We start from the raw sequence: 21635 nt of genomic DNA on the forward strand, positions 1-21635 counted from the left end.
GGAGGTGGGAGCTTTCAAATGCGGTGCTAGGCAGGCGATAACACGGCGTGAAGCACAGGCCTAATCGCACCTGTGGGAGCGGCCTCGCGCCGCGATGGGCCGCAAAGCGGCCCCAGGGTATCAGTCCGCACATCAATAGCGATGGCTGCAAAGGCACGACCACCCCCTCGAGCGCCAAACCCAATAGGCAGGCCAAGCACTTACCGCTCCACCGGCCCCTGGCGACGCTGCAAGTAAACCCAGTCCACGATATCGCCCTGGGGCGAATAGCCGTTCACCATCTCGCGCAGCAACTGCCGCACGCGGGTGAAGTCGTCTTCGGCCACCGCCGCCAACAACAGCGTCAGCCCTTCGCGCAACCGCTCCCACGCCAGATAGTCCTCATTGGCCGCCATGATCATCGGGTGCGCGGTGGGCGATACGTCGTCGCCGATCAGCAGCTCCTCGTACAACTTCTCACCCGGCCGCAACCCCGTAAATTCGATGGCGATGTCGCCCTGGGGGTTGGAGGAGCTGCGCACGCTCAAACCCGACAGGTGAATCATCTTCTCCGCCAGCTCGACGATGCGCACCGGCTCGCCCATGTCCAGCACGAACACATCCCCACCCTGCCCCATGGCCCCGGCCTGCACCACCAGTTGCGCCGCCTCCGGGATGGTCATGAAGTAACGCGTGATCTTCGGGTGGGTAACGGTCAGCGGGCCACCCGTCTTGATCTGCTGGTGGAACAACGGGATCACCGAACCGGACGAGCCCAGCACATTGCCGAAACGCACCATGGTGAAGCGGGTCTTGTTCACCCGCGCGATCTTGTTGCAATCGCCATACAGCACCGGCGCCGCTTCCCGGCTAAGCGCCTGCAGGATCAACTCGGACAAACGCTTGGTGCTGCCCATCACATTGGTCGGGCGCACGGCCTTGTCGGTGGAGATCAGCACGAAGTTGGCCACCCCGGTCTGCAACGCCGCCTGGGCCGTGCACAAGGTGCCGTAGACATTGTTGAGAATGCCTTCGGCGATGTTGTGCTCGACCATTGGCACATGTTTGTAAGCGGCGGCATGGTAGACAGTGTCCACGCGCCAGGTGCTCATCACATCGACCAGGTGCTGCTGGTTGCGCACCGAGCCCAGGATCGGCAGCAGCTGCACCGACAGCGACTCCCGGGCCACGCGCTGCTCCAGCTCGCTGAGGATGCTGTACAGGTTGAACTCGGCATGGTCCAGCAGCAGCAAGGTCTTGGGCCCAAGGCCGATGATCTGCCGGCACAGCTCGGCGCCAATGGAGCCACCGGCACCGGTCACCAGCACCACCTGCTTGTGAATGCAGCGCTCCAGCAAGCCTTCCTGCGCGGGGACCGGGTCGCGGCCCAGCAAGTCGGCAATGTCCACGTCCTGGATATCGTCCACCTTCACCCGGCCCGTGGCCAGGTCGGCAAAGGCCGGCACGCTTCGCACGTGCAGCGGGTACGGTTCGAGCAGGGCGAGAATTTCCCGGCGCCGCGCGCGGGTGGCCGAGGGCAGTGCCAGCAACACCTCCTGGGCGCCGGTTTCTTTGAGCATCTGCTGCAAGTGCTTGGGCTTGTACACCTGCAACCCGGAAATGACCCGGTTGGCCAGGTCGCCGTCATCGTCGAGGAAGGCCACTGGGCGCATCACCCGGCCCATGCGCAGCGCCGCCAGCAGCTGGTTGCCGGCGGTGCCTGCGCCATAAATGGCTACCTTGATTTGCCCGTCGTCGCGGTTGGCGAAAGGGATCTGATGGGCGCCGGTGAACCAGTCGCCCAGAAAATACTGGCGCATGATCAGGCGCAAGCCACCGATGATCACCATGCTCAACCACCAGTAGTTGAAGATGGTCGAGCGCGGTACCACGGCCTCGTGGTTGCTGTACCAGTACACCACCACTGCCAGGATGAGCGAAGACAGGGTCACCGCCTTGATGATCGCCACCAGCGCATCGTTGCCGAAGTAGCGCATCACCGCCCGGTACATGCCAAAGCGGATGAACAAGGGAATAGCCACGCACGGCGCGGCCATGAACAGCCAGGTGTGCTCGACGATGGGGTTGTACATTTCCTCCACGCCCAGCCGCACGATGAACGACAACCACAAGGCGAACCAGATAAGGACAATGTCCGTGCAGACCTGGATGAGGCGTTTCTGCCGGCGTGACAGGGTGACCAGAAACTGCCGTAGCCTGTCGTTCTTTGCGTTGCTCATCCGGTTTTCCTCATGGCTACGCCAAATTGTGAAAATGACCAGAGCGACTGCCGAACATACAGCCCTGTACAACCCTGATTGCGCCTGCCTTGCTGGAGCATGCTATTCCTTCTCCCCTGCCCGGTAGGCAATTGCCAACAGTATCAGAGGGGCATAGGCCACCAAGGTTCCGGTTGCCCCATCCAGTTTGAGCACCACCACGACCAACGCGACGGGCAGCAGCCAGCCCAGGTTGATGGCCGCCACCGCCAGGCTTACCGGCCGGTGGCGACCGTGGCGCCGCGAGGCGTACTGGTAGGCATGGCTGCGGTGTGCTTCGTAGACCCTTTCACCGCGTAGCAAACGGCGCGCCAAGGTGAAGGTAGCGTCCACCACGAACACACCCAGAAGTATTAACCACCCCCAGAAGAGTAGCGGATCTATCCAACCTGCCACGATTGCCAGCAAACCCAGCACGATGCCGAGAAAACCGCTGCCGGCATCACCCATGAAGATACGCGCCGGCGGGAAGTTCCAGATCAGGAAACCGGTGACGGTGGCGGCCAGCAGCAGTGGTAGCCACGCAGCACCCGGCGCACCCGCCAGCCAGACCAGCACGGTGCCACCCAGGCACACACAAATGGCTTCGATGCTGGCAATGCCATCGATGCCGTCCATGAAGTTGTAGAGGTTCAGCAGCCAGACCAGGTACAGCAGCCCCAGCGGTGCGGCTAGCCACAGGGCATGCAAGGGCCAGCCGAACACGCTGATTGGCGGCAGGCCACCCAGCCAGGCCAGCCCCCAGGCGGCTGCGGCAAAGTGGCCCAGCAGGCGCCAGCGCGCGGCGATGTGCCCGTGGTCGTCCATGAACCCAATCACGGCCACCAGGCCCCCTGCCCCGAGGATGCCCACCAGCACCGACGGCGCCACATACCCTGCCCAGCCCAGCACCAACACGCCGGCCATGAAGGCCACGACGAAGGCGACGCCGCCGCCACGGGGTGTGGGCAAGGTGTGTGAGCTGCGGGCATTGGGAATGTCCAGCAGGCTGCGCGACAACGCGTAGCGGCGCAGTGCGGCCGTCATCAGCCAGGTGGCGATGCCTGCCACGATGAGGATGGCGGTCATGGGCGGTGGTTCTCCTTGAAGGCGCGGGCGGTGGCGGCCAGGCCTTGCTCCAGGGTGTAGGGCGGTCGCCAGCCCAGCAGCTGGTGGTTCTTGGTGATGTCCACTTGCAGCGAGCCCAGCAGGCGCTGGGCCAGGTCACGGCGCCCCAGCAGCGCGGCGCCCGTTTGCAACAGCGCGCCTGGCACCGGCACCAGGCGGGCGGGACGGCCCAATGCCTGGCCAAGGGCCCGCAGCAACTCGCTGAGTGATACATCCTCGCCATCGCTGGCCAGGAACGTCTGGCCCGCGGCCGCAGGGTGATCCACGCAGGTGATGATCAAGTCGACCAGGTTGCCCAGCGAGACCAGGCTGCGACGGTTGTGTACCGCCCCCAGCGGCAGGGGCACGCCGCGCTCCAGCCAGCGCATCATGCTGAGGAAGTTGGCCTTGACGCCTGGGCCGTAGACCAGCACTGGGCGGATGACGACGACTTCCATGCCCGTTTCGGCGGCTACCGCCTGCAACCCCTGCTCGGCCTCGTGCTTGGAAACGCCATAGGCGTCCTGGGGCGCGGGGGTATCGTCGGCATGCAGGGGCTGGCCCGGCTGGCTGGTTTCGCCATTGACCTTGACCGAGCTGATGAAAATGAAACGGCGCACGCCCGCAGCCGCCGCCTGGCGGGCCAGGTTGAGCGTACCCTGCACGTTCACACGGCGAAATTCGGCCAGGCTGTCGGTGGCGGTTTCCTTCATCACGTGCACGCGCGCCGCCGCGTGCACCACGACGTCTACATCGATAAGGGCCGCTTGCCAGTCAGTATCGGCGCCAAGGTCCGCAACGGTGGCCGCGTCAATGCCCGCCAAAGGCAATGAGCTTCCGCGGCGCAAGGCGGCGCGCGGCGTAAGGCCTTCGACCGTCGCCAGGCGCTGGCACAGGGCGCTGCCGACAAAGCCCGAGGCCCCAGTGATCAATAGTGTGCGTCGTTCCATGAAATCCGTTCTCGGTTCACGCCGGCAGGGCCGGCATGCGGCGATCTTCGCCCTCGTTGTGCCTGACTGACCGGGCTACAAGAGGCCGCGATAAAGCTCGGCGTAGGCATTGGCCATGGCCGATGCGGTAAAGACATGCTCGAAGCGCTGCTGGGCGGCGGCACCCATGGCCTGGGCCTGGGCCGGGTCGTCCCACAGCCGCTGCATGGCCTGGGCCAGTGCCGGTGCGTCGCGCGGCGGTACCACCAGCCCGGTCTGGTCGGCCAGGTTGATGAAGGTGGTGCCGGAGCCCATTTCGCAGGAGATCAGCGGCTTGCCGTACATGGCCGCTTCCAGCAGCGAGATGCCGAAGGACTCCGAGCGCAGGTGCGACGGGAAGGTAAAGGCATAGCACAGTTCCAGCAGCGCCACCTTGTCTTCGTCTGGCAAGCCACCCAGGAACTGCACCTGGCTCAGGCCCGCGTCGCTGGCCTGCTGGCGCAGCTGCTGCTCCAGAAAACCCCCACCCATGATGACCACGGGCAAGCCGCTGATGCGTGCGGCCTCCAGCAGGTAGTCCAGCCCCTTGTAATAACGCAGCGCCCCGACGAACAGGAAGAACCGTTCGCCTAACCGTTGCCGCCAGTACGCCAGCTTTTCGGCACTGGCCTTTGGGTACGTGGACCGGTCCAGACCATACGGGATGATCGACACCTTGTCCTTGAACTGGGTCAATACCGGGCTGTGCGCCGCATAGTTGGGCGAGGACGCCACAACCCGGTCGACGCTGGAGAAAAAGCGGTTCATCAGCGGCTGGTACAGCTTGAGCAGCCACTTCTGCTTGACGATGTCGGAGTGGTAGCTGACTACGGTCGGCTTGTTCAGCCGGGTAGCGAAGTGCACCAGGTCCATGTACGGCCAGGGAAAGTGGAAATGCACGATATCGGCCTTGCGGGCCAGTTCGGCAAAGTCCTTGAACGCCGACAGCGAAAAGCCGGTGGAGGCGACATGCAGGTCGAGCTTGGCGCGGTGCGTGAGGTGGTTGGCCACCGGCTCGTTGCGGGCAGCGCCGCGTGAGCTCAGGTACAGCACCTCGGGCTCGATACCGTGGGCCTGGGTGCCTTCGGCGATCTGGAAAATCACCTGCTCGATACCGCCCATGGAATCGGGGTAATAGGTTTTGAAAAAATGCAGGACCTTGATCATCGTTGCTTGACCGCTTGATACACCTTAAGGGTGCCTTGGGCACACCGCTCCCACGAGAAACCACCGGCATGCTGCAAGCCCTGGGCGATGGCCGTGGCGCGCCAGGCTTCGTCTTCCAGGCCGCGTTGCAGCAGTGCGGTCAGGCCATCGACGTCGTCGGGCGCGCACATGAGCGCTGCATTGCCAGCGACTTCCGGCAGCGAAGAGCTGTTGGAGCACACCACCGGCACGCCGGAGCTCATGGCTTCGAGCACGGGCAGGCCAAAGCCTTCGTAGTGCGACGGGAAGGTGAACAGGCGGGCGCCGGCGAACAGCAACGGCAAGTCTTCGCTGGGGGCGAAGCCCAGGTAGCGGGCCCAGCCCTGCTGCTGCGCCTGGGCGATGCGGGCGTGGATGGCCTCGCTGCGCCAGCCTTGGTAGCCGGTGAGGATCAGCGGCCAGCGTTGGCGCAGGGCAAGCGGTAGGCGACCATAAGCGTCGAGCAGGTTCTCGATGTTCTTGCGCGGCTCGATGGTGCCCACGAACAGGCTGTAGCCGCCAGGTTCCAGACCATGACGCGCCAGCGTTTGTGTGAGCGCCTGCGGGCTGCGGGGGTGAAACTGCGGCGAGCTGGCCAGGGGAACCGCATGAATGCGGTCCAACGGCCAGTTGAAGTAATCCGCCAGCTCCTGGCGAATGTAATGGGACACCGTGATCAGCGCATCGGCCCGCTCAAGCGTCAGCATGAGCTCCTTTTGCAAGTACCGGGCGATCTGCGGGGTGTGGCAATGAGCCCAGGTGAACGGCGACAAGTCGTGGAACGTGGCGACGCTCCGGCCTGCGAAGGGCGGCAGGTAAAAGTTGGTGCTGTGGTAGATGAAGTCATCATGTCCACGCAGTGCACGCTTACGCAGAAACGGCATCAGGCGCCGGTAGGCTTCGACGGCCAAGGCGTTTTTCTGGACGAAACGCTTGAGCCCATGCACGGCATCGGACTGGTCTGCAGGCTTGAGAAGCTCTGGCACGAAGCTGCGCCCGGCAAACAGCCGCAGGTCGTCGATGTCATCGCACTGCTGCAGCCGCGAGGCCAGCTCGTAGGTGTAACGCCCGATACCGGTCAGTGGAAAGCGGACCGATTCGACGGAAAGAATGACCTTCATTGAGCGGCGAGCATCCAACCCAGCGTTTCATCCAGGTCAGGCGTGTGCCAGCCTGGCACCAATGCCCGCAGGCGGGCGTTGTCGCCGCACAAGGTCTTGACCTCGTTGGCGCGCACGAACGCGGGGTTTACCTGCACCTCAAGCGTGTGCCCGGTGATGGCTGAGCACTTGGCGATGACTTCGCGCAGCGAATGGGTGATGCCGGAACTCACGTTCACGGTCTGGCCCACTGCCCGCGCCTCGATCAGGCCGCGGTAGGCACGCACCACGGCGCGCACGTCGCTGAAGTCACGCCACACATCCAGGTTGCCCAGCTCGATGGCTGGGGCCTTGCGCTGGAAGTGCGAAACGATCTTGGGCAGCAGGAAGTTCTCGGCTTGCCCAACACCTGTGTAGTTGAACGGACGCGTGATGACGATCGGCAGCCGGTCGCACCACAGCCTTGCCATGTACTCCATCGCCAGCTTGCTGACGGCGTAGTCGTTGGCCGGTGCAGGCAGGGTCTGCTCGTCCAGCATCCCTTCGGAAACATTGCCGTAGACATTGGCACTGCTGGCAATGAGCACGCACTCGGGCGCCTTGCCGCAGGCCGCAATGGCTTCGAGCAGGTTGCGCGTGCCGATCAGGTTGACCTGATAGAAGGCATCGGCAGCGCCGTGCCCGACAAACGCAATGGCAGCCAGATGCACGATCACATCCGGCTGCAGTTCGGCCAGCAACGCACGCAGGCCCGGCCCATCGGCCAGATCGACCTGGTGGTAGTCGGGCGCCGCCGAGGGCTGGCTCCCGGTACCGATCACTTCATAACCATTGGCCCGCAATTCGGCCGCCATGTAGCGACCTGTGAAACCATGGATCCCGGTGACGAGTGCGCGTTTGCTGGCCATTTGCATCAGAACGAGAACCCTTTTTCGTTACGACGCAGGTCGGCTTCGACCATCATGCGGCACAGCTCTTCGAGGCTGGTTTTTGGCTCCCAACCCAGTACCTGCTTGGCCTTGGCCGGGTTGCCGATGAGCAGCTCGACTTCGGCTGGGCGGTAGAATTTGGGGTTGATGACGACCAGGACCTTGCCGGTTGCAGCGCAGGTGCCTTGCTCGGCTTCTTCCTTGCCGCTCCAGTTGATCTCGATACCAGCGGCCTTGAAGGCCATGGTGACGAAGTCACGCACGGTTTCGGTGCGGTTGGTGGCCAACACGAAGGTGTCCGGCTCGTCAGCCTGCAGCATGCGCCACATGCCTTCGACGTACTCCTTGGCAAAGCCCCAGTCGCGCTTGGCGTCGAGGTTGCCCAGCTCCAGCTTGTCCAGCAGGCCCAGCTTGATCTTGGCGACCGAGTCGGTGATCTTGCGGGTCACGAACTCACGGCCACGCAGGGGCGACTCGTGGTTGAACAGGATGCCGCTGGTGGCGAAGATGTTGTACGACTCGCGGTAGTTGATGGTCATCCAGTGGGCGTACAGCTTGGCCACACCGTAGGGGCTACGCGGGTAGAACGGGGTGGTTTCGACCTGCGGGATTTCCTGCACCTTGCCGAACATTTCGGAGGTGGAGGCCTGGTAGAAGCGGACCTTCGGGTTGACGATGCGGATGGCTTCGAGCAGGTTGACAGCGCCCAGGCCGGTGATTTCGGCTGTGGTCAAAGGCTGCTCGAAGGACACACCCACGAAGCTCTGGGCGGCGAGGTTGTACACCTCGGTGGCTTCGGTGGTTTGCAGCAGGCGGATGCTGGCCGACAGGTCAGTGAGGTCGTACTCGACCAGGTGCAGGTTAGGGTTGGTGTGGATACCCAACTCCTCGATGCGCCAGAAGTTAACCGAGCTGGTACGACGGTAGGTGCCGTAGACCGTATAGCCCTTTTCCAGCAGCAGTTCCGCCAGGTAGGCGCCGTCTTGACCAGTGATCCCAGTAACGATTGCTTTCATGCGACTTAACCAACTCCGATAGTGCCGTGCGGGCATGTGTGATTATTGGGGCTTGACGCGGCAGCTCCGAGCCGCGCGTACTCGCTTGCATGCGGCAGTATACATAGGTCGGGGGGAGTACTCGACTCACAAAGTACTGGCGCGCGGCCAGCTGCCGGTCAGGCCTTATTGAGGGGGTTAGGAACCGGCGCGGGAGAATAAGTTCCAGGGGGGAGAATGGCCAGTGATTGGCCTGTAGGAATGGTCTGATTTTGGCTGAGTTCTGAAGGCTGGCCATAGCCCGTGTGGGAGGCTGGCCATACCCCGTGTGGGAGGCTGGCTCAAGCCCGTGTGGGAGCGGCCTTGCCGGGGCGCCGGACCGGCCGCGATGGGGCGCGAAGCGGCCCCGCGATTGCAGCCTTGCAGCAGATACCCCCGGGGCCGCTGCGCGGCCCATCGCGGCCGGTCCGGCGCCCCGGCAAGGCCGCTCCCACACGGGGAACGCGTAAGGCTCTTAGGAATAGTATCAGGCGTCTGCCAAGCGACGCCTTTCAACCGCCCTACACCCCACACGCCCAATCAGCGACGCGCATCCAGCCGCGCCACGTCACCGCCCGGCAAGGTCGGCTCAGGCACGGGGCTCAGCCACACATTCACGTTGTCCACGCTGTCCTGGTTGAGCTGACCCGCCCAGCGGTTGAGCAGGAACAGATTGGTGATGAAGTCGTATTGCGTCTTGAGCAAATCACGACGCGCCTTGAACTCGTTCTGCACGCTGGTCAGTACATCGACCGCATTGACCACCCCATAACTGAACGCTTTCTGCGCAGCCACGCTGGACTGCTGGGCCGAGGACAGGGCGTTGCGGTTGGCGCGGATCTTCTCAACCGCAGCCTGGGCAGTGAGGAAGGCGGTGGTGGTTTCCTTCACTACTTGACGGCGAACGCCTTCAAGCTGCTCTTCGGCAGCCAGTTGCTCGTCATATAGTCCGCGCACCCGCGCCGAGGTGGAGCCACCACTATAGATCGGGATCTTTACGCCCAAAGTGGCCACATAACTGTCGCTGCGAGGGGCTTGGGTGTTGTCGTAACCCTGGTCACTTTGCTGAGCGCTCAGGCTCAGGGACAGCTGCGGGTAGTGCTCGCCCTTCCCTTCGCGCACGGCAGCCACAGCTGCTTCAGCACCACTTTTGGAAGCCTTCAGCGCCGGGTTAGCCTCTATCGCCTGCGTGACCCATTCCTGCAAAGGCCGCGAGGGCGCCTGCAGGGCCACATCGTTACGCACCCGGCTCAGCGGCTCGGTGATCGGCCGGCCGACGATCTCGGCCAACGCCTCACGGCTGACCTGCACCTGGTTGCGGGCTTCGACTTCCTGAGCGGCCAGAAAGTCGACACGCGCCTGCATGTCCAGCTTGTCGGTGATCTTGGCCATCTGCCGGTCGAACATGCTGGTGACCCGGTCCAGGTTCTTCTGCGTGGCACGGCGCTCGGCCTGCACCAGCGCCAGCTCGTCGTCGGCAGCCAGGGCCACGAAGTAGCGCTTGGCCAGGTCTACTGTGGCTTCGGCCAGGGTGTCCTCAGCCTGCTGGCCTTTCTGGTCCTTGACGCTTTTGGACTTCTGGTACCGCTCCCAGGCCGGCTTGTTGTACAGGTACTGGGTCAGGCTCAACGAATAGCTTTCGTTGTTATAGATGTCGCGGTCGATCTCGTTCTTGCGCAGCACGCGGCTGGTGTTGGCGTTGGCCGACACCTGCGGCAGCAAGCCACCCAAGGCTTCACGCTGCTGGGCTTCGGCAGAACGGGCGCGGGCATAGGCGGCGAGCACCCGAGGGTCTTCCAGCCTGGCCTCACGGTACAGGCCGGCCAAGTCCAGTGTGTAGGTTGACGCCGACACCGCCTTGGGCACGTCAGCCGGCGCGCCCTTCCCTTCCACGGCCACCGCCTGGCAGGCGACCATGCACATCAGCATTCCAGGTAGCAAACGCAGCACAATCATTCCTCGATCAGCGATTCGGCGAACATGTTGCGGGCCGGTTTGAGCAGGTACTGCAGCATGGTGCGGTCGCCGGCGTTGATCAGCACTTCGGCTGGCATGCCGGGGTGCAGTTTGCGGTTACCCAGCTTCTTCATGCCATCTTCAGTCACCTGCACACGCACCAGGTAGTAGGTGTCGCCGCTGCGCTCGTCGGTCAGGCTGTCCGCCGAAATGCGCACCAGCTTGCCCTCGATGACCGGCGTGGTGGCCTGGTTGAAGGCGGTGAAACGAATGTCTGCGGTTTTACCCAATTCCAGGCGGTCGATGTCCCGGGTGGCCACCTTGGCCTCCACCACCAGCTCCGACTGGGCTGGCACGATATCCAGGATTGGCGTGGCCGCACTGATCACACCGCCAATGGTGTGCACTTTCATGTCCAGTACCATGCCGCTTTCGGGTGCGCGGATCACCACACGCGAAAGGCGGTCACGCAGGGCTGCTTCTTTTTCCTGAAGGTCGAAGACCTGGGCCTGAACGTCCGAAAGCTCGTTTGCCACGTCAGAGTCGAATTTCTTCTTCAGCTGCACGATCTGCAACTCGGTCTCACCGATCTGCAAATTGGTCTTGGTGATGTTGGAGCGGTGGTCCGCCACTTCGGTCTTGAGCATGTCCAGCTTGCGCTCCTGCTCGAGCAGGCGCTGGTTGTCCACAAAGCCCTCGGCCAGCAACTCCTTGAGCTGCTTGATTTCACCGGTGTACGACTTCTCAAGCCCGCTCTTGGTCCCGATCATGTCGTTCAAGCCGGCGATCTGCTGCTTCATCTGCTGGATGCGCTCGCGGTTGACCGAGATTTCACCCTGCAACGAGTTGCGCCGCGCGTTGAACACCTGCAACTCACCCGCCATGGCCTCCTGAGCACGGACCGAATCGGTGCCGTCCATCTTGACCGGTGGGATCTCGTTCAGCCCGTCGCGCTCTGCCCGCAAGCGTGCTTCTTTATAGCGCGCCACGATCAGTTGGTTGCGGGTGGACTCGTATTCGGCGCTGAGCTGGGACTCGTCCAGCACGATCAGCGGGTCGCCCTTCTTGACCAGGTCGCCGTCACGGGCCAGCAGTTCCTTGACGATGCCGCCCTCAAGGTGCTGCACGGTCTTGCGGTAGTTCTGCACGGTGACCACACCGGAACCGTGCACGGCGTTGCTAAGCGGAGCGAATGCCGCCCAGCTGCCAAAAATGCCGAATGTAACGAAGACAATAGTCAGGCCAATGCGGCGAATGCCGCGGTCGGACGTGGGCATGTCGTCGAAATTGTGATCGAACTCGGTAATCGCTTTACTGCTCATCTACAAATCCTTTCAAACGCCGGGGCTGGTGGTGGCGGCAGGCGAAGCTGCCGGGGCCGCAGGCGGCGCTGCGTTAGGTGCAGCCGGTGGGGCGGCTGGGGGCTGGGCAGCAGCGGGCTGAGCGACCCGCTGCTGCGCCTTGGCCTGCTGGGCGGCCAGCTCGGCAATGACGCGATCACGTTCGCCGTACAGCGAGATGGTGCCCCCTGCCATGACCAGGATACGGTCCAGGCGGGTAAGGATGTTGGGGCGGTGGGACACGATGAACACCGTGGCACCGGTTTCCTTGAGTTTCTGCAAGGCGACGCCCAGGGCACGCTCACCAACATCGTCGAGATTAGAGTTGGGCTCATCCAGCACGATCAGGCGCGGGTTGCCATAAATGGCACGGGCCAAGCCAATGCGCTGACGCTGGCCACCGGACAGGTTGACGCCATCGCTGCCAATGACCGTGTCGTAACCGTCGGGCAGCATGAGGATCATCTCGTGCACGCCGGCCATCTGGGCAGCTTCCACCACCTTCCCCGGGTCGACTTTGTCGAAGCGGGCAATGTTTTCGCTGATGCTGCCTTCGAACAACTCGATGTCTTGCGGCAGGTAGCCGACGTGAGGGCCCAAGGCATGCTTATCCCAGCTGGCGATGTCGGCGCCATCGAGGCGGACCACGCCGTGCTGAGGGGGCCAGATGCCCATCAGGGCACGCACCAGTGTGGATTTACCGGCGGCACTTGGGCCGACGATACCGACGATGGAGCCGGCGGGCGCTACGAAGCTGATGCTGCGGATGACCGGAGCCTTGGCGCCGGGCGGGGCCACGATGAGGTTTTCGACCTGGATGTGACCTTCCGGAGCAGGAAGCGGCATGCGCTCAGGTTCGTTTTTCAGGTCATCCATGACTTTGCTGAGGCGGTCGTATTGCACCTTTGCGGCGACGAAGCCTTTCCAGCTGCTGATCATCTGGTCGATGGGCGACAGCGCGCGGCCCAGCAACAGGGAGCCTGCCATCAGCAAACCGGGGTTGATCTGGTGAGTTACAACCAGGTACGCGCCGATTGCCAACATGATCGACTGCGACCAAATGCGGAACGTCTTGGAGGTAGAGCTGACCACCCCGCCCTTGTCACTGGCATTGGACTGCAAAAGCATGATGTTGCGCTGACGACGTGCCCAGCGATTCATCAGGGTATCGAGCATGCCCATCGATTCGATGACTTCGGCATTGCGCAGGGTTTTGGTGGTCACGACGTTCGACGCGACGTTCTCCTTGTTAGCCTCTGCAAGTGCGCTGCCGGTGACGCGATGGTTGACGACTGCCAACACCGCAAGCACCGCCCCACAGAACAGCGTCATCCAGCCAAACCAAGGATGAAACAAGAACATCACGATGGTGTAGATCGGAAACCACGGCGCATCGAAAAACGCGAAGAGGCCAGGCCCGGTGAAGAATTGCCGCAGCGAGGTGAGATCGCTTAGGGACTGGGCCGTGGCATCGCCTCCGCCGCTTGAAAGTGCGCGCTTGAAGCTGGCGCGGTACACGTCTCGGCTTAGCATGATATCCAGGCGGTTGCTGATACGCACCATGATCCGAGAGCGGACCCATTCCAAGGCACCCATGGTTACGATCAGCACGGTCATGATCAACGTCAACATAAGAAGCGTTGAAGTGCTACTCGACGGCACCACGCGGCCGGAGACCTGAATCATGAAGAAGGTAGGCACCAGCATGAGTGCGTTGACGAAGAAGCTGAAAAACCCTACCGAAAGGAAGCTGCTTTTGCAGGCTCTGAGGGCGGCTTGCAGATTGTTGTCGGATTGATAACTCATGGTGTCCATACTGAAGAGTGGCGAAAGCGGCGGGCAGTGTAACACCCGCCAAGGGGGGCAGCGTGTCAGATTACTCCTTCGACCACTTTGTTCAGCGACGAACCGTTAGATTTCACGAAATTTACGCTGAGTAAGTAGCAGTGCATTAGCAAACAGGCAGCCAAGCGACCAATGGCGTAGAGCTTGTGGCCCAGAAAAAATGACGCCATAAAACCAGCATTTTCTGAAAATCAAAGGTTTTACACACGCAACATACTGATTTTATTCATCTTTTTTTTGGATCCATTCCTCCTACTGGAATACTAGGTTATACAAAAAACGGCCAGCCCGAACTCGCGGCATATAGCTAAGTTCCCTCTAGATATGAAAATTTTTTTAGATTTCATTATTGACATCCCCGGCGGCGGGCGGCATCTTCGCCACTCGCAAGGAGCCTTCAATGGCCGGTTAGTGTATGCACGGGTCTGAGCAAGTTAGCTACCAGTGATACTGCTTAAAAGGAGCTTAACAACGCCATGTCTATGCCTTCGCAGACCCTTGACGGCCTGAAAATCAGCTCACGGGTCACCCTGCTCGAACCAGGGATGTACATCTTCAGGTACGCCTCGCAGCCGCCGGCAGACAAGCCTGTCTGCATTGCGCTGCAACAGGCCCCCCTTGGCAAAGGATCTATTGATTTCTTTCCTGCCGAGGGCGTTAGCAAAAACATGCTAACGAAGCTTGGTGACACTATTGTTGCGCGCGTCAAAGGCGGTGTAACGACCGTGTTGATCACTGAGTACCACATGTTCGATGAGGTAATTGAACCTGTAGACCTGCGAATCGACCGAATCGATACTTCCCCTGCCATCATGCGCACCTTTGCCGTCGTGGCCAGCACCGACCCGTCGCAGGCCATTGCAGCCAGCACCCAGCCACTGCCCATCACTCTGACCGCTCACCTGAGCCAGAGCGGTGAAGTGGTGTCCAGCGAAGGCTGGGTGGGCGAACCTGGTGCTGATGAGTTCATCGATTCCTTCGCCATCGACTGGGCTGAGAAGCCAGTGGGTGTCGACCTTCTTTATACCTGCATGGTGGCCGGCTCCGGCCCATGCCGCAACGTCTCGACAGGCACCACAGTCGGTGCCCGTGGCCAGGGACTACCGCTAATCTGTGTCGGTTTCAGTCTGGTAGGCCCTCTGCGCAAGCATTACGAATTAACCGGCCTTGTTGTTTTCAAAAACACGGAACCACAACGCCTGGTCGCGAATCAGATGATGCACGGCCCCACCGGCAACGAGCCGCTGGTGGCCTTGCACCTTGCCCTAACACCCGTAACGAAGATGAACGCTGCCCGCCTTAAGTCTCCGTGGGAAAACTCTGCGTCACAGCAGAATACTATTGCAGCGGGCCACATGGCCTGAAGTAACAGGAATACATCATGCAATACGATAGCCCTCAGTCGAGCAGCGCTCTGCAAGACACCCTGAACGCCGATAGCGCCAACCTGTCCGATTCCACCATCGCTGCCATCAACAGCCTGCTGAACCTGGACAAAGTCGAAAACGTCAACATCGCTGGCATCGAAGGCAACGCCGTTCAGCTGCCAACTTCCGGCCAAGCTGACATCGTTGTTGGCGAAGTCGAAGGCGAGCAAGGCGACCAAGTTGTTGTCGACCTGGCTGCTGCCGAAGCCGCTGGCGTAAGCGCTTACGTGCTGCAGAGCGACGCTAACCTGGTTGTTGACCTGCAAGGTCAAGCTGCCGCGGCTGGCGACGTACAAACTCTGGCAGCTGCCGTAGCCCCTGCTGTTGATACCTCGGGTATTCAACTGGTAGTTGCTACCGGTAACGGCGACGACGTAATCACCGTTAAAGGCGACCAGAACACCCTGATCGACGGCGGTGACGGCAACGACACCATCGTGACCGGCAACGGCAACAACGTTGTAATCGCTGGCAACGGCAACAACAACGTCACCACCGGTTCGGGCGATGACACCATCATCCTGAGCGGCAGCGACCACGCTGACATCGTCAACGCCGGTGCTGGCTACGACGTGGTACAGCTGGACGGTACTCGTGATGACTACGAACTGACCGTTGGCAACAACTTCAACGTCAACCTGACCGGCAACCAAACTGCCGCGATCAAAGACGCTGAGTTCCTGAAGTTCGTTGACGCTGACGGCGCAGAGCAATCCATCGCCCTGGCACACAACGAAGCAGAAGCAGCTGCTCTGCGCCTGTACCAAGGTGTTCTGGGTCGTGATGCTGACGTCGATGGCGCCAAGTTCTTCACCGCTGCCGTCAACAACGGTACTTCGCTGACCGACGTTGCCAACACCTTCCTGAACTCCAACGAGTTCGCCGGTGGCAATAACGCTGCTGACGTCAACGAGCTGTACCAGGCGCTGCTGGGCCGTGGCACCGACGGTGACACTGGCGCTGAAGGCTGGACCTCGCTGCTGGCTAACGGCGGCACCCTTGCCGAAGTAGCTGCTGCAATTTCGGTTTCGGCCGAAGCTCAGGCTCTGGATGCCTCCAACGGCACCTTCGTTGAAAGCCTGTACGCCGCTGCCTTGGGCCGCAACGCCGACGAAGTTGGCCTGCAGGACTGGGTATCGCAGCTGTACAACGGCGCCAGCCGTGCCGAAGTTGCTCAGGCAATCGTCGGTTCGACTGAAGCAGCTTCCAAAGCCAACGCCGACTTCATCGAGTCGCTGTACCAGTCCTCGCTGAACCGCAGCGCCGATGACGCTGGCAAGGCCTTCTGGGCTGCTCAGATCGAAGCCGGTGCTTCGCAAGCAGACGTCGCCCTGGGCATCGTTGGTTCCAACGAAGCTGTTGCACACATCGACAACGTCGTTGTACTGCACGGCCAGGTGTAACTAGCCCTGTCGTAGCGAAACGTACACCCGGCCGCAAGGCCGGGCGTATGCCAAAGGGGGCGGCTTTCGAGTCGCCCTTCTTTTTATTTTTTGTAGCCAAGCCAAGCTTATGTCCAGACAACTCGACCATGGGCGAGAAACGCTCATGGATATCTTCCACCGCCACCGTCAGGCCAACGAGCACGACGCGGCGGCAACTGCACTCGAACGTGCGTTGCAGATACCCGAGTACCGGGCCGAAGCACTCGTATGGAAAGGCATCGCGGCCTTGCCGCAGACCCCCAAGCTGGCTTTTTTATTTTTTGCCGAAGCCGCCAAGGCACTGCCGGATCGGGCAGATATCCACGCCCTGGTGGGACGTAGCCTGCTGGCGCAAGGCCAACCCTCATTGGCCACGCGCTACCTGACCAATGCCTGGAAACTTCAGCCTAATGACCTTGGCCTGCGCCTGACCCTGTGGGAGGCCCGCAGCCTTTCGGAGTCACCTGCGGACTTGCGTCGGATGATTCTGGCTCACCTGCCCGATATCCATACAGGGAAAGAGCTGGCGGTTGTGCTGAAGTTGCTTGCCGCACAAAGCGATGCGCTCGGTACTGTCGGGGTTGTGCGCTATCTGCCTGACCATAAGGAAATCCAGGGCTGGGCAGTCGATCTGCACAACCTGCAAGTGCCGGTCTCTATTCAAATTGAAGCCAATGGCGGGCGCATCAACGCGACCGCAAGCGTCAGCCATCCGCTGCTCAGCGCAGCAGGCTTGCCAGCAAGCCATGGCGGGGTACGGGTGAGCGTCCCCAACCCTACGCCTGCAGTTACTCTGCAATTCGCCAATGGCACCCCCCTACTCGGCAGCCCGGTTTACGCCATGCCAGTCTTCATCCCACCCGCCAGTGCGGGTGGTGGCGGAAACAACCCGGTGGATGTGCTGATCCCGGTCTATAACGGCCTTGAAGAAACACTGGAGTGCATCAACAGCGCGCTGGACGCCCGTAAACTGAATCGCACTGCGCATCGCCTAGTGGTCATCGAAGATAAGACACCCGTCCCCGCGCTGGCCAAGGCGCTCAAAGTGCTGGCTGCTAAAGGGAAGATTACGCTGATTCAAAACGCTGTAAACCTTGGGTTCATCCGCACGATGAACCGCGCTATGGCCCTGAGCCCAAACAAGGACGTGGTGTGGCTAAACGCCGATACCCGCGTGCACGGTGCCTGGCTGGATCGCTTGCGTGAAGTGGCCTATAGCGACGAACGCATTGCATCGGTCACGCCGTTTACCAACAACGGCGAGTTGATGAGCTTCCCACGCAGCCAGATTTGCCACGACATGCCCAGCGCCAAGGCCCAGGCCGAACTGGATGAACTGGCCCGCCAAGTCGCCAGCCCACCGGTGGAAATCGAGACGGGCTGCGGCTTTTGCCTGTATATCAAGCGGGCAGCACTTGACGAGGTGGGCTACCTCGATGAGGTGCACCTGGCCCGCGGCTATGGTGAAGAAACCGACTGGTGCCTGCGCGCCCGTGGTCACGGTTGGCGCCATATGGGCGCGCCCAATGTGTTTGTGGCGCACCAGGGTGGTATTTCATTCGGTGCCGAGAAGGTACTGCGCGTGGCGATGAACAACGCCACACTGCGCAAACGCTATCCCCACGCGTCGGCGCGCTATAAAGCATTTTGCCTGCGCGACCCCATCAAACCTGCACGCCAAGCCCTGCAGCAAGCTCGTCTTGAGCACGTGGCGCGTAAGCCGGCGGTTCAGCGAAATGCAGGCTGGCAAAAGGATACGGAACGTACGCTCCGTATTCACGATGGCTCCATGCCAGAGGCGGACTTCAGCTTGAGTTATCACCAGAGCAGCCACAGCACCTGGGTGTTGTTGACCGCTCCATTGAGCCCTCTACCGCTGAACCTTGAATTTGAGCTGCCGAACGATTTCACTCGCTTGGTCGGATGCCTGCGCAATCTACCGTTGCAGTCAATCGCGTATGAGCATTTGGCGCGGTGCCCGGTGGGCCTATGTGATCTACCGGCAATGCTGGACATTCCTTATAGCATTCAGTGCCGTGATGACCGCTTGCTCGACCAACAGGACGATTACGACTGGCAACGGTTTGCCCGTGAGGCTATAAGCGTCGTGGTGCCGTGGCCTGTGCTGAAGCCCATCTATAGCGACGCGCTGCCGAACGCCAAGTTAATGGTCGAAGCAAATCTGGTTGATAACGAGGCTCCCACGCATGCGCCCCAGTCGCTGATGATCGGTGACAGCCTGCGCGATCGGAAAACTGCCATTGACTGGCTGGATGCCGCTCGTCACATCAGCCAGGCCGGGCTACCCATCCGTTTGCTTGCGCACACCGATAGTCCTTGGCTGAATCAGTTGCAGGCCACCGGTAGTGTCAATCTCTTACCAGAAGTGGAAGGCTTCAGTCTGGCCGAGCGTGCCCAAGCCGCTGGCTGTGAGGGTGTGCTGAGCTTGACAAAGAATTCTGGCAGTACCTGGATGGCGCATGGCTTGGCGACCCAACTTGGCGTACCACTGTTCGCCCGCCCTAACCCGCTGAGAAGCGACAATGCGGCCATCGACCTTAACTATTTGCCTTTTACCTTGAGCCTGGCCCAATGACCGAACACGTTATGGAACAACCGCAGACGGAAGTGTCCGCCATTCAACCTCACTTCAGCGGGGCCATACTCGGTCTTCAAGGCGATGTGCTTCACGGCTGGGCGATGGACAACACGCAGCAAGAACACCGCCCGGTAGTGGAGGTGTTCATTGATGGGGCAAGCGTGGCACTGGTGCGTGCTGACCAATACGAGCCGACTGCGCCGGGAGGCGACCAGTTTCACGGTTTCACGGTGCAATTACGCCAACGCTGGCTTGATGAAGCACGGTTGATTACCGCCCAAATCGCTAATCAAAAATTCGTATTGGACGGGCAACTCACACTGCCGGTCCCTAGTGGTGAGGACAGCGTAGGGATATCGTCTCAGGTTTGGCACACTGGTGGCTTGCGTATAGGAGGCTGGTGTTGGGACACGAAAGCCCCGAATCGCCATGTTGAAGTGACAGTGCGTGAGGGCGAGCGTCTGATAGGCCGATATATATGTAATCAGCCTAACCAAGCAGTGGCCTACCGAGGGACCAGCGATCACGGGCTCACCATCGATCTGCCTTGGGAAATGGCCGATGGTAAGGTTCATGAGCTGGAGGTTGTCGATGATCGTGGACGATCACTGATAGGCAGCCCAATCCGACTGTGTTGCTGGTTGGAAGGTATCGAAGGGCTAGTCAGACAGTTGGCAATAGCGCCAGATGCAGCCACATTAGCGCTTTTGAATGACGTCGCCAAAGAACAAACTATTCACCTGCCCAAAAGTGCTGGATGGCACAGTTACTCTAAATGGTTTGATACCTTCCAGCGGCTTGACGCAAATGATGTCGTACCACTATCAGGTAGACTAGGGGTGTTGTTGATTAGCGAGGGTGATGTTGAGCTGGAGCAGCGCACGCTTTCAAGCTTGAAGAACAACAACGAACCTCCACACAATCTGGTATGCGCAATAGCGAAGGATTTAGGTCCAGCGCTTGAAAAACTTATTGCATCTGGTTGTGATCGGATAATTCCAATTCACGCTGGAGATCGGGTGGCAGCATCTGCGCTCGAGCACCTGAGCGCGCTGCTTGATGAAGAGGTTGCCTGGGCATATGCCGACTGTGATAGAGATGGACCTAATAACGAACGCACTCTACCTTGGCTAAAACCGGTGTGGGACATCGACCTATTCATAGGCGCAGATATATTCACCGCCGGCGCCATCTTTGGCGCTTCAATCGTCCGGCAGGCATTGATGCTGCTAGACAAAGCTACAGAAACAGAGATTTGCAGCTGGCATAAGTTTACAGCCGCCATCGCGCTAGCGACACAGCGTAACGCTTCAAGTGTCACCCATCTACCACGCGTGCTTTATCACCGCTCTTACCAAGCCGCCTCGAGCCCGGAACAGGCTGAACGATGCCCTGAGCGTGAACAAGCCATTGCTTGGCTGTGTGCTCAATTAGCGCCCGGTAGCAAGATCAGCGTGAATCCAGAATACCCATCTCTACTGCGAGCTCATTGGACGCTACCGGATCGACTACCGAAGGTGAGCCTAATTGTCCCAACGCGTGACCAATACGAGCTGCTATCTACCTGTATAGAAGGATTACTCACGGAGACCGACTATGCAAACTTGGAAATAATTGTAGTTGACAACCAATCTACCGACCCAAAGACCTTGGACTATTTAGCGACCTTAGATTCACAAGGTGTCAGGGTGCTGCGACACCCTTTCCCTTTCAACTATTCAACAATCAACAACCGCGCGGTCGACTTGGCCAAAGGTGATATTATAGGGTTGATCAATAATGACATAGAAGTTATTGATAGTAGTTGGCTGAGTGAGATGGTAGCGCAACTGCTGCGGCCGGGTGTGGGTGCTGTCGGCGCCAAGTTACTATGGCCAAATCGTATGGTTCAGCATGGCGGGGTTGTAGTGGGGATCAATGGCCTTGCTGCCCACAGTGGAAACACTCTGACAGATCGAGATCCGGGCTACATGGCTCTTAATCAACTAACACGCAGACAAAGTGCGATCACTGCGGCTTGTATCCTGACGCGCAAATCTGTGTTCGAAGAGGTTGCTGGCTTGGATGAATGCCTTTTCCCTGTAGCTTTCAATGATGTGGACCTGTGCTTAAAAATCCAGCAGCAGGGTCTGCATCTAATATGGACCGCATCTGCACAACTGATTCACGCAGAGTCAGCGAGCCGGGGTAAAGACTTGACCCCCTCCAAAGCTGCTAGAGCGAGAAGAGAGCAAATTAATTTTAGGGAAAAGTGGACTTTATGTAACCCGGTAGATCCTCACTATCATCCAGCATTGAGCCATGACTATCTCAGCGGCCCATACGGCGGCCTTCTCATTCCCTTTACTAATATCAATCGCAGAACAGCCAGCATCTTAGACCCGGCAATGAAAAACGAAAAACTAGAATTATCTGCCCGTGCCGAACCCGAATAAAAATCCGCCGAAGACTATTTTCAACTCATCTATCCATATTGATACCACA

14 protein-coding genes are annotated in these 21635 nt (G+C 60.3%); 4 read left to right on the top strand and 10 right to left on the bottom strand.

What is annotated here, in order from left to right:
• Nucleotides 1-200: 200 nt before the first annotated feature.
• From ACF8E5_RS15325 to ACF8E5_RS15370, 10 genes are all read right to left on the bottom strand, one after another.
• A complete protein-coding gene (locus tag ACF8E5_RS15325) occupies nt 201-2219 on the bottom strand; it encodes a nucleoside-diphosphate sugar epimerase/dehydratase (protein ID WP_078478172.1) in 2019 nt (672 codons plus the stop codon).
• Between the two features lie 102 nt (nt 2220-2321).
• Nucleotides 2322-3326, bottom strand: a complete 1005-nt coding sequence (locus tag ACF8E5_RS15330; RefSeq protein WP_392475479.1) for a glycosyltransferase family 4 protein — start codon at nt 3324-3326, stop codon at nt 2322-2324.
• Entirely contained in the window at nt 3323-4294 is a 972-nt protein-coding gene (locus ACF8E5_RS15335) for a UDP-glucose 4-epimerase family protein (protein ID WP_392475480.1), read from the bottom strand. The genes ACF8E5_RS15330 and ACF8E5_RS15335 overlap by 4 nt, the downstream gene beginning before the upstream one ends.
• Before the next feature lie 75 nt (nt 4295-4369).
• Complete coding sequence (locus ACF8E5_RS15340) at nt 4370-5479, bottom strand: glycosyltransferase family 4 protein (RefSeq protein ID WP_058638449.1); 1110 nt, start codon at nt 5477-5479, stop codon at nt 4370-4372.
• Nucleotides 5476-6618 carry a glycosyltransferase family 1 protein gene (locus tag ACF8E5_RS15345; RefSeq protein WP_058638450.1) on the bottom strand — a complete coding sequence of 381 codons (1143 nt, stop codon included), beginning with the start codon at nt 6616-6618 and terminating at the stop codon, nt 5476-5478. The genes ACF8E5_RS15340 and ACF8E5_RS15345 overlap by 4 nt, the downstream gene beginning before the upstream one ends.
• Nucleotides 6615-7511 carry a GDP-mannose 4,6-dehydratase gene (locus tag ACF8E5_RS15350; protein ID WP_145255095.1) on the bottom strand — a complete coding sequence of 299 codons (897 nt, stop codon included), beginning with the start codon at nt 7509-7511 and terminating at the stop codon, nt 6615-6617. The genes ACF8E5_RS15345 and ACF8E5_RS15350 overlap by 4 nt, the downstream gene beginning before the upstream one ends.
• The gene (gene gmd / locus ACF8E5_RS15355) at nt 7511-8542 is read right to left on the bottom strand and encodes a GDP-mannose 4,6-dehydratase (protein ID WP_058605499.1); all 1032 of its coding nucleotides are present in this window, start codon (nt 8540-8542) and stop codon (nt 7511-7513) included. Before gmd ends, ACF8E5_RS15350 begins: the two co-directional genes overlap by 1 nt.
• A 558-nt stretch (nt 8543-9100) precedes the next feature.
• On the bottom strand, nt 9101-10477 hold the full coding sequence (locus ACF8E5_RS15360; protein ID WP_392475517.1) for a TolC family outer membrane protein: 1377 nt from the start codon (nt 10475-10477) through the stop codon (nt 9101-9103).
• 35 nt (nt 10478-10512) lie between these two features.
• The gene (locus ACF8E5_RS15365) at nt 10513-11838 is read right to left on the bottom strand and encodes an HlyD family type I secretion periplasmic adaptor subunit (protein WP_058638453.1); all 1326 of its coding nucleotides are present in this window, start codon (nt 11836-11838) and stop codon (nt 10513-10515) included.
• Nucleotides 11839-11850: 12 nt separating this feature from the next.
• Nucleotides 11851-13662 carry a type I secretion system permease/ATPase gene (locus ACF8E5_RS15370; RefSeq protein WP_392475481.1) on the bottom strand — a complete coding sequence of 604 codons (1812 nt, stop codon included), beginning with the start codon at nt 13660-13662 and terminating at the stop codon, nt 11851-11853.
• Between the two features lie 521 nt (nt 13663-14183).
• Between ACF8E5_RS15370 and ACF8E5_RS15375 the strand changes: the two genes are divergently transcribed.
• The 4 genes from ACF8E5_RS15375 (at nt 14184) to ACF8E5_RS15390 (ending at nt 21586) form a co-directional block, all read left to right on the top strand.
• On the top strand, nt 14184-15065 hold the full coding sequence (locus ACF8E5_RS15375; protein ID WP_196185956.1) for a hypothetical protein: 882 nt from the start codon (nt 14184-14186) through the stop codon (nt 15063-15065).
• A gap of 17 nt (nt 15066-15082) precedes the next feature.
• Nucleotides 15083-16531, top strand: coding sequence for a DUF4214 domain-containing protein (locus tag ACF8E5_RS15380; RefSeq protein ID WP_392475482.1), 1449 nt, complete (start codon nt 15083-15085; stop codon nt 16529-16531).
• A gap of 145 nt (nt 16532-16676) precedes the next feature.
• Complete coding sequence (locus ACF8E5_RS15385) at nt 16677-19148, top strand: glycosyltransferase (protein WP_392475518.1); 2472 nt, start codon at nt 16677-16679, stop codon at nt 19146-19148.
• Nucleotides 19145-21586, top strand: coding sequence for a glycosyltransferase (locus tag ACF8E5_RS15390; RefSeq protein ID WP_392475483.1), 2442 nt, complete (start codon nt 19145-19147; stop codon nt 21584-21586). Before ACF8E5_RS15385 ends, ACF8E5_RS15390 begins: the two co-directional genes overlap by 4 nt.
• Nucleotides 21587-21635 lie beyond the last annotated feature (49 nt).

The organism is Pseudomonas sp. WSY_20 (genome assembly GCF_043104335.1).
In the GTDB taxonomy this organism is placed as follows: Bacteria; Pseudomonadota; Gammaproteobacteria; order Pseudomonadales; family Pseudomonadaceae; genus Aquipseudomonas; species Aquipseudomonas parafulva_B.

What these genes read in the sequence shown, in the direction of transcription:
- ACF8E5_RS15325 (WP_078478172.1), bottom strand. Translation starts at nt 2,219, where the DNA reads ATGAGCAACGCAAAGAACGACAGGCTACGGCAGTTTCTGGTCACCCTG.
- ACF8E5_RS15330 (WP_392475479.1), bottom strand. Translation starts at nt 3,326, where the DNA reads ATGACCGCCATCCTCATCGTGGCAGGCATCGCCACCTGGCTGATGACG.
- ACF8E5_RS15335 (WP_392475480.1), bottom strand. Translation starts at nt 4,294, where the DNA reads ATGGAACGACGCACACTATTGATCACTGGGGCCTCGGGCTTTGTCGGC.
- ACF8E5_RS15340 (WP_058638449.1), bottom strand. Translation starts at nt 5,479, where the DNA reads ATGATCAAGGTCCTGCATTTTTTCAAAACCTATTACCCCGATTCCATG.
- ACF8E5_RS15345 (WP_058638450.1), bottom strand. Translation starts at nt 6,618, where the DNA reads ATGAAGGTCATTCTTTCCGTCGAATCGGTCCGCTTTCCACTGACCGGT.
- ACF8E5_RS15350 (WP_145255095.1), bottom strand. Translation starts at nt 7,511, where the DNA reads ATGCAAATGGCCAGCAAACGCGCACTCGTCACCGGGATCCATGGTTTC.
- gmd (WP_058605499.1), bottom strand. Translation starts at nt 8,542, where the DNA reads ATGAAAGCAATCGTTACTGGGATCACTGGTCAAGACGGCGCCTACCTG.
- ACF8E5_RS15360 (WP_392475517.1), bottom strand. Translation starts at nt 10,477, where the DNA reads ATGGTCGCCTGCCAGGCGGTGGCCGTGGAAGGGAAGGGCGCGCCGGCT.
- ACF8E5_RS15365 (WP_058638453.1), bottom strand. Translation starts at nt 11,838, where the DNA reads ATGAGCAGTAAAGCGATTACCGAGTTCGATCACAATTTCGACGACATG.
- ACF8E5_RS15370 (WP_392475481.1), bottom strand. Translation starts at nt 13,662, where the DNA reads ATGAGTTATCAATCCGACAACAATCTGCAAGCCGCCCTCAGAGCCTGC.
- ACF8E5_RS15375 (WP_196185956.1), top strand. Translation starts at nt 14,184, where the DNA reads ATGCCTTCGCAGACCCTTGACGGCCTGAAAATCAGCTCACGGGTCACC.
- ACF8E5_RS15380 (WP_392475482.1), top strand. Translation starts at nt 15,083, where the DNA reads ATGCAATACGATAGCCCTCAGTCGAGCAGCGCTCTGCAAGACACCCTG.
- ACF8E5_RS15385 (WP_392475518.1), top strand. Translation starts at nt 16,677, where the DNA reads ATGGATATCTTCCACCGCCACCGTCAGGCCAACGAGCACGACGCGGCG.
- ACF8E5_RS15390 (WP_392475483.1), top strand. Translation starts at nt 19,145, where the DNA reads ATGACCGAACACGTTATGGAACAACCGCAGACGGAAGTGTCCGCCATT.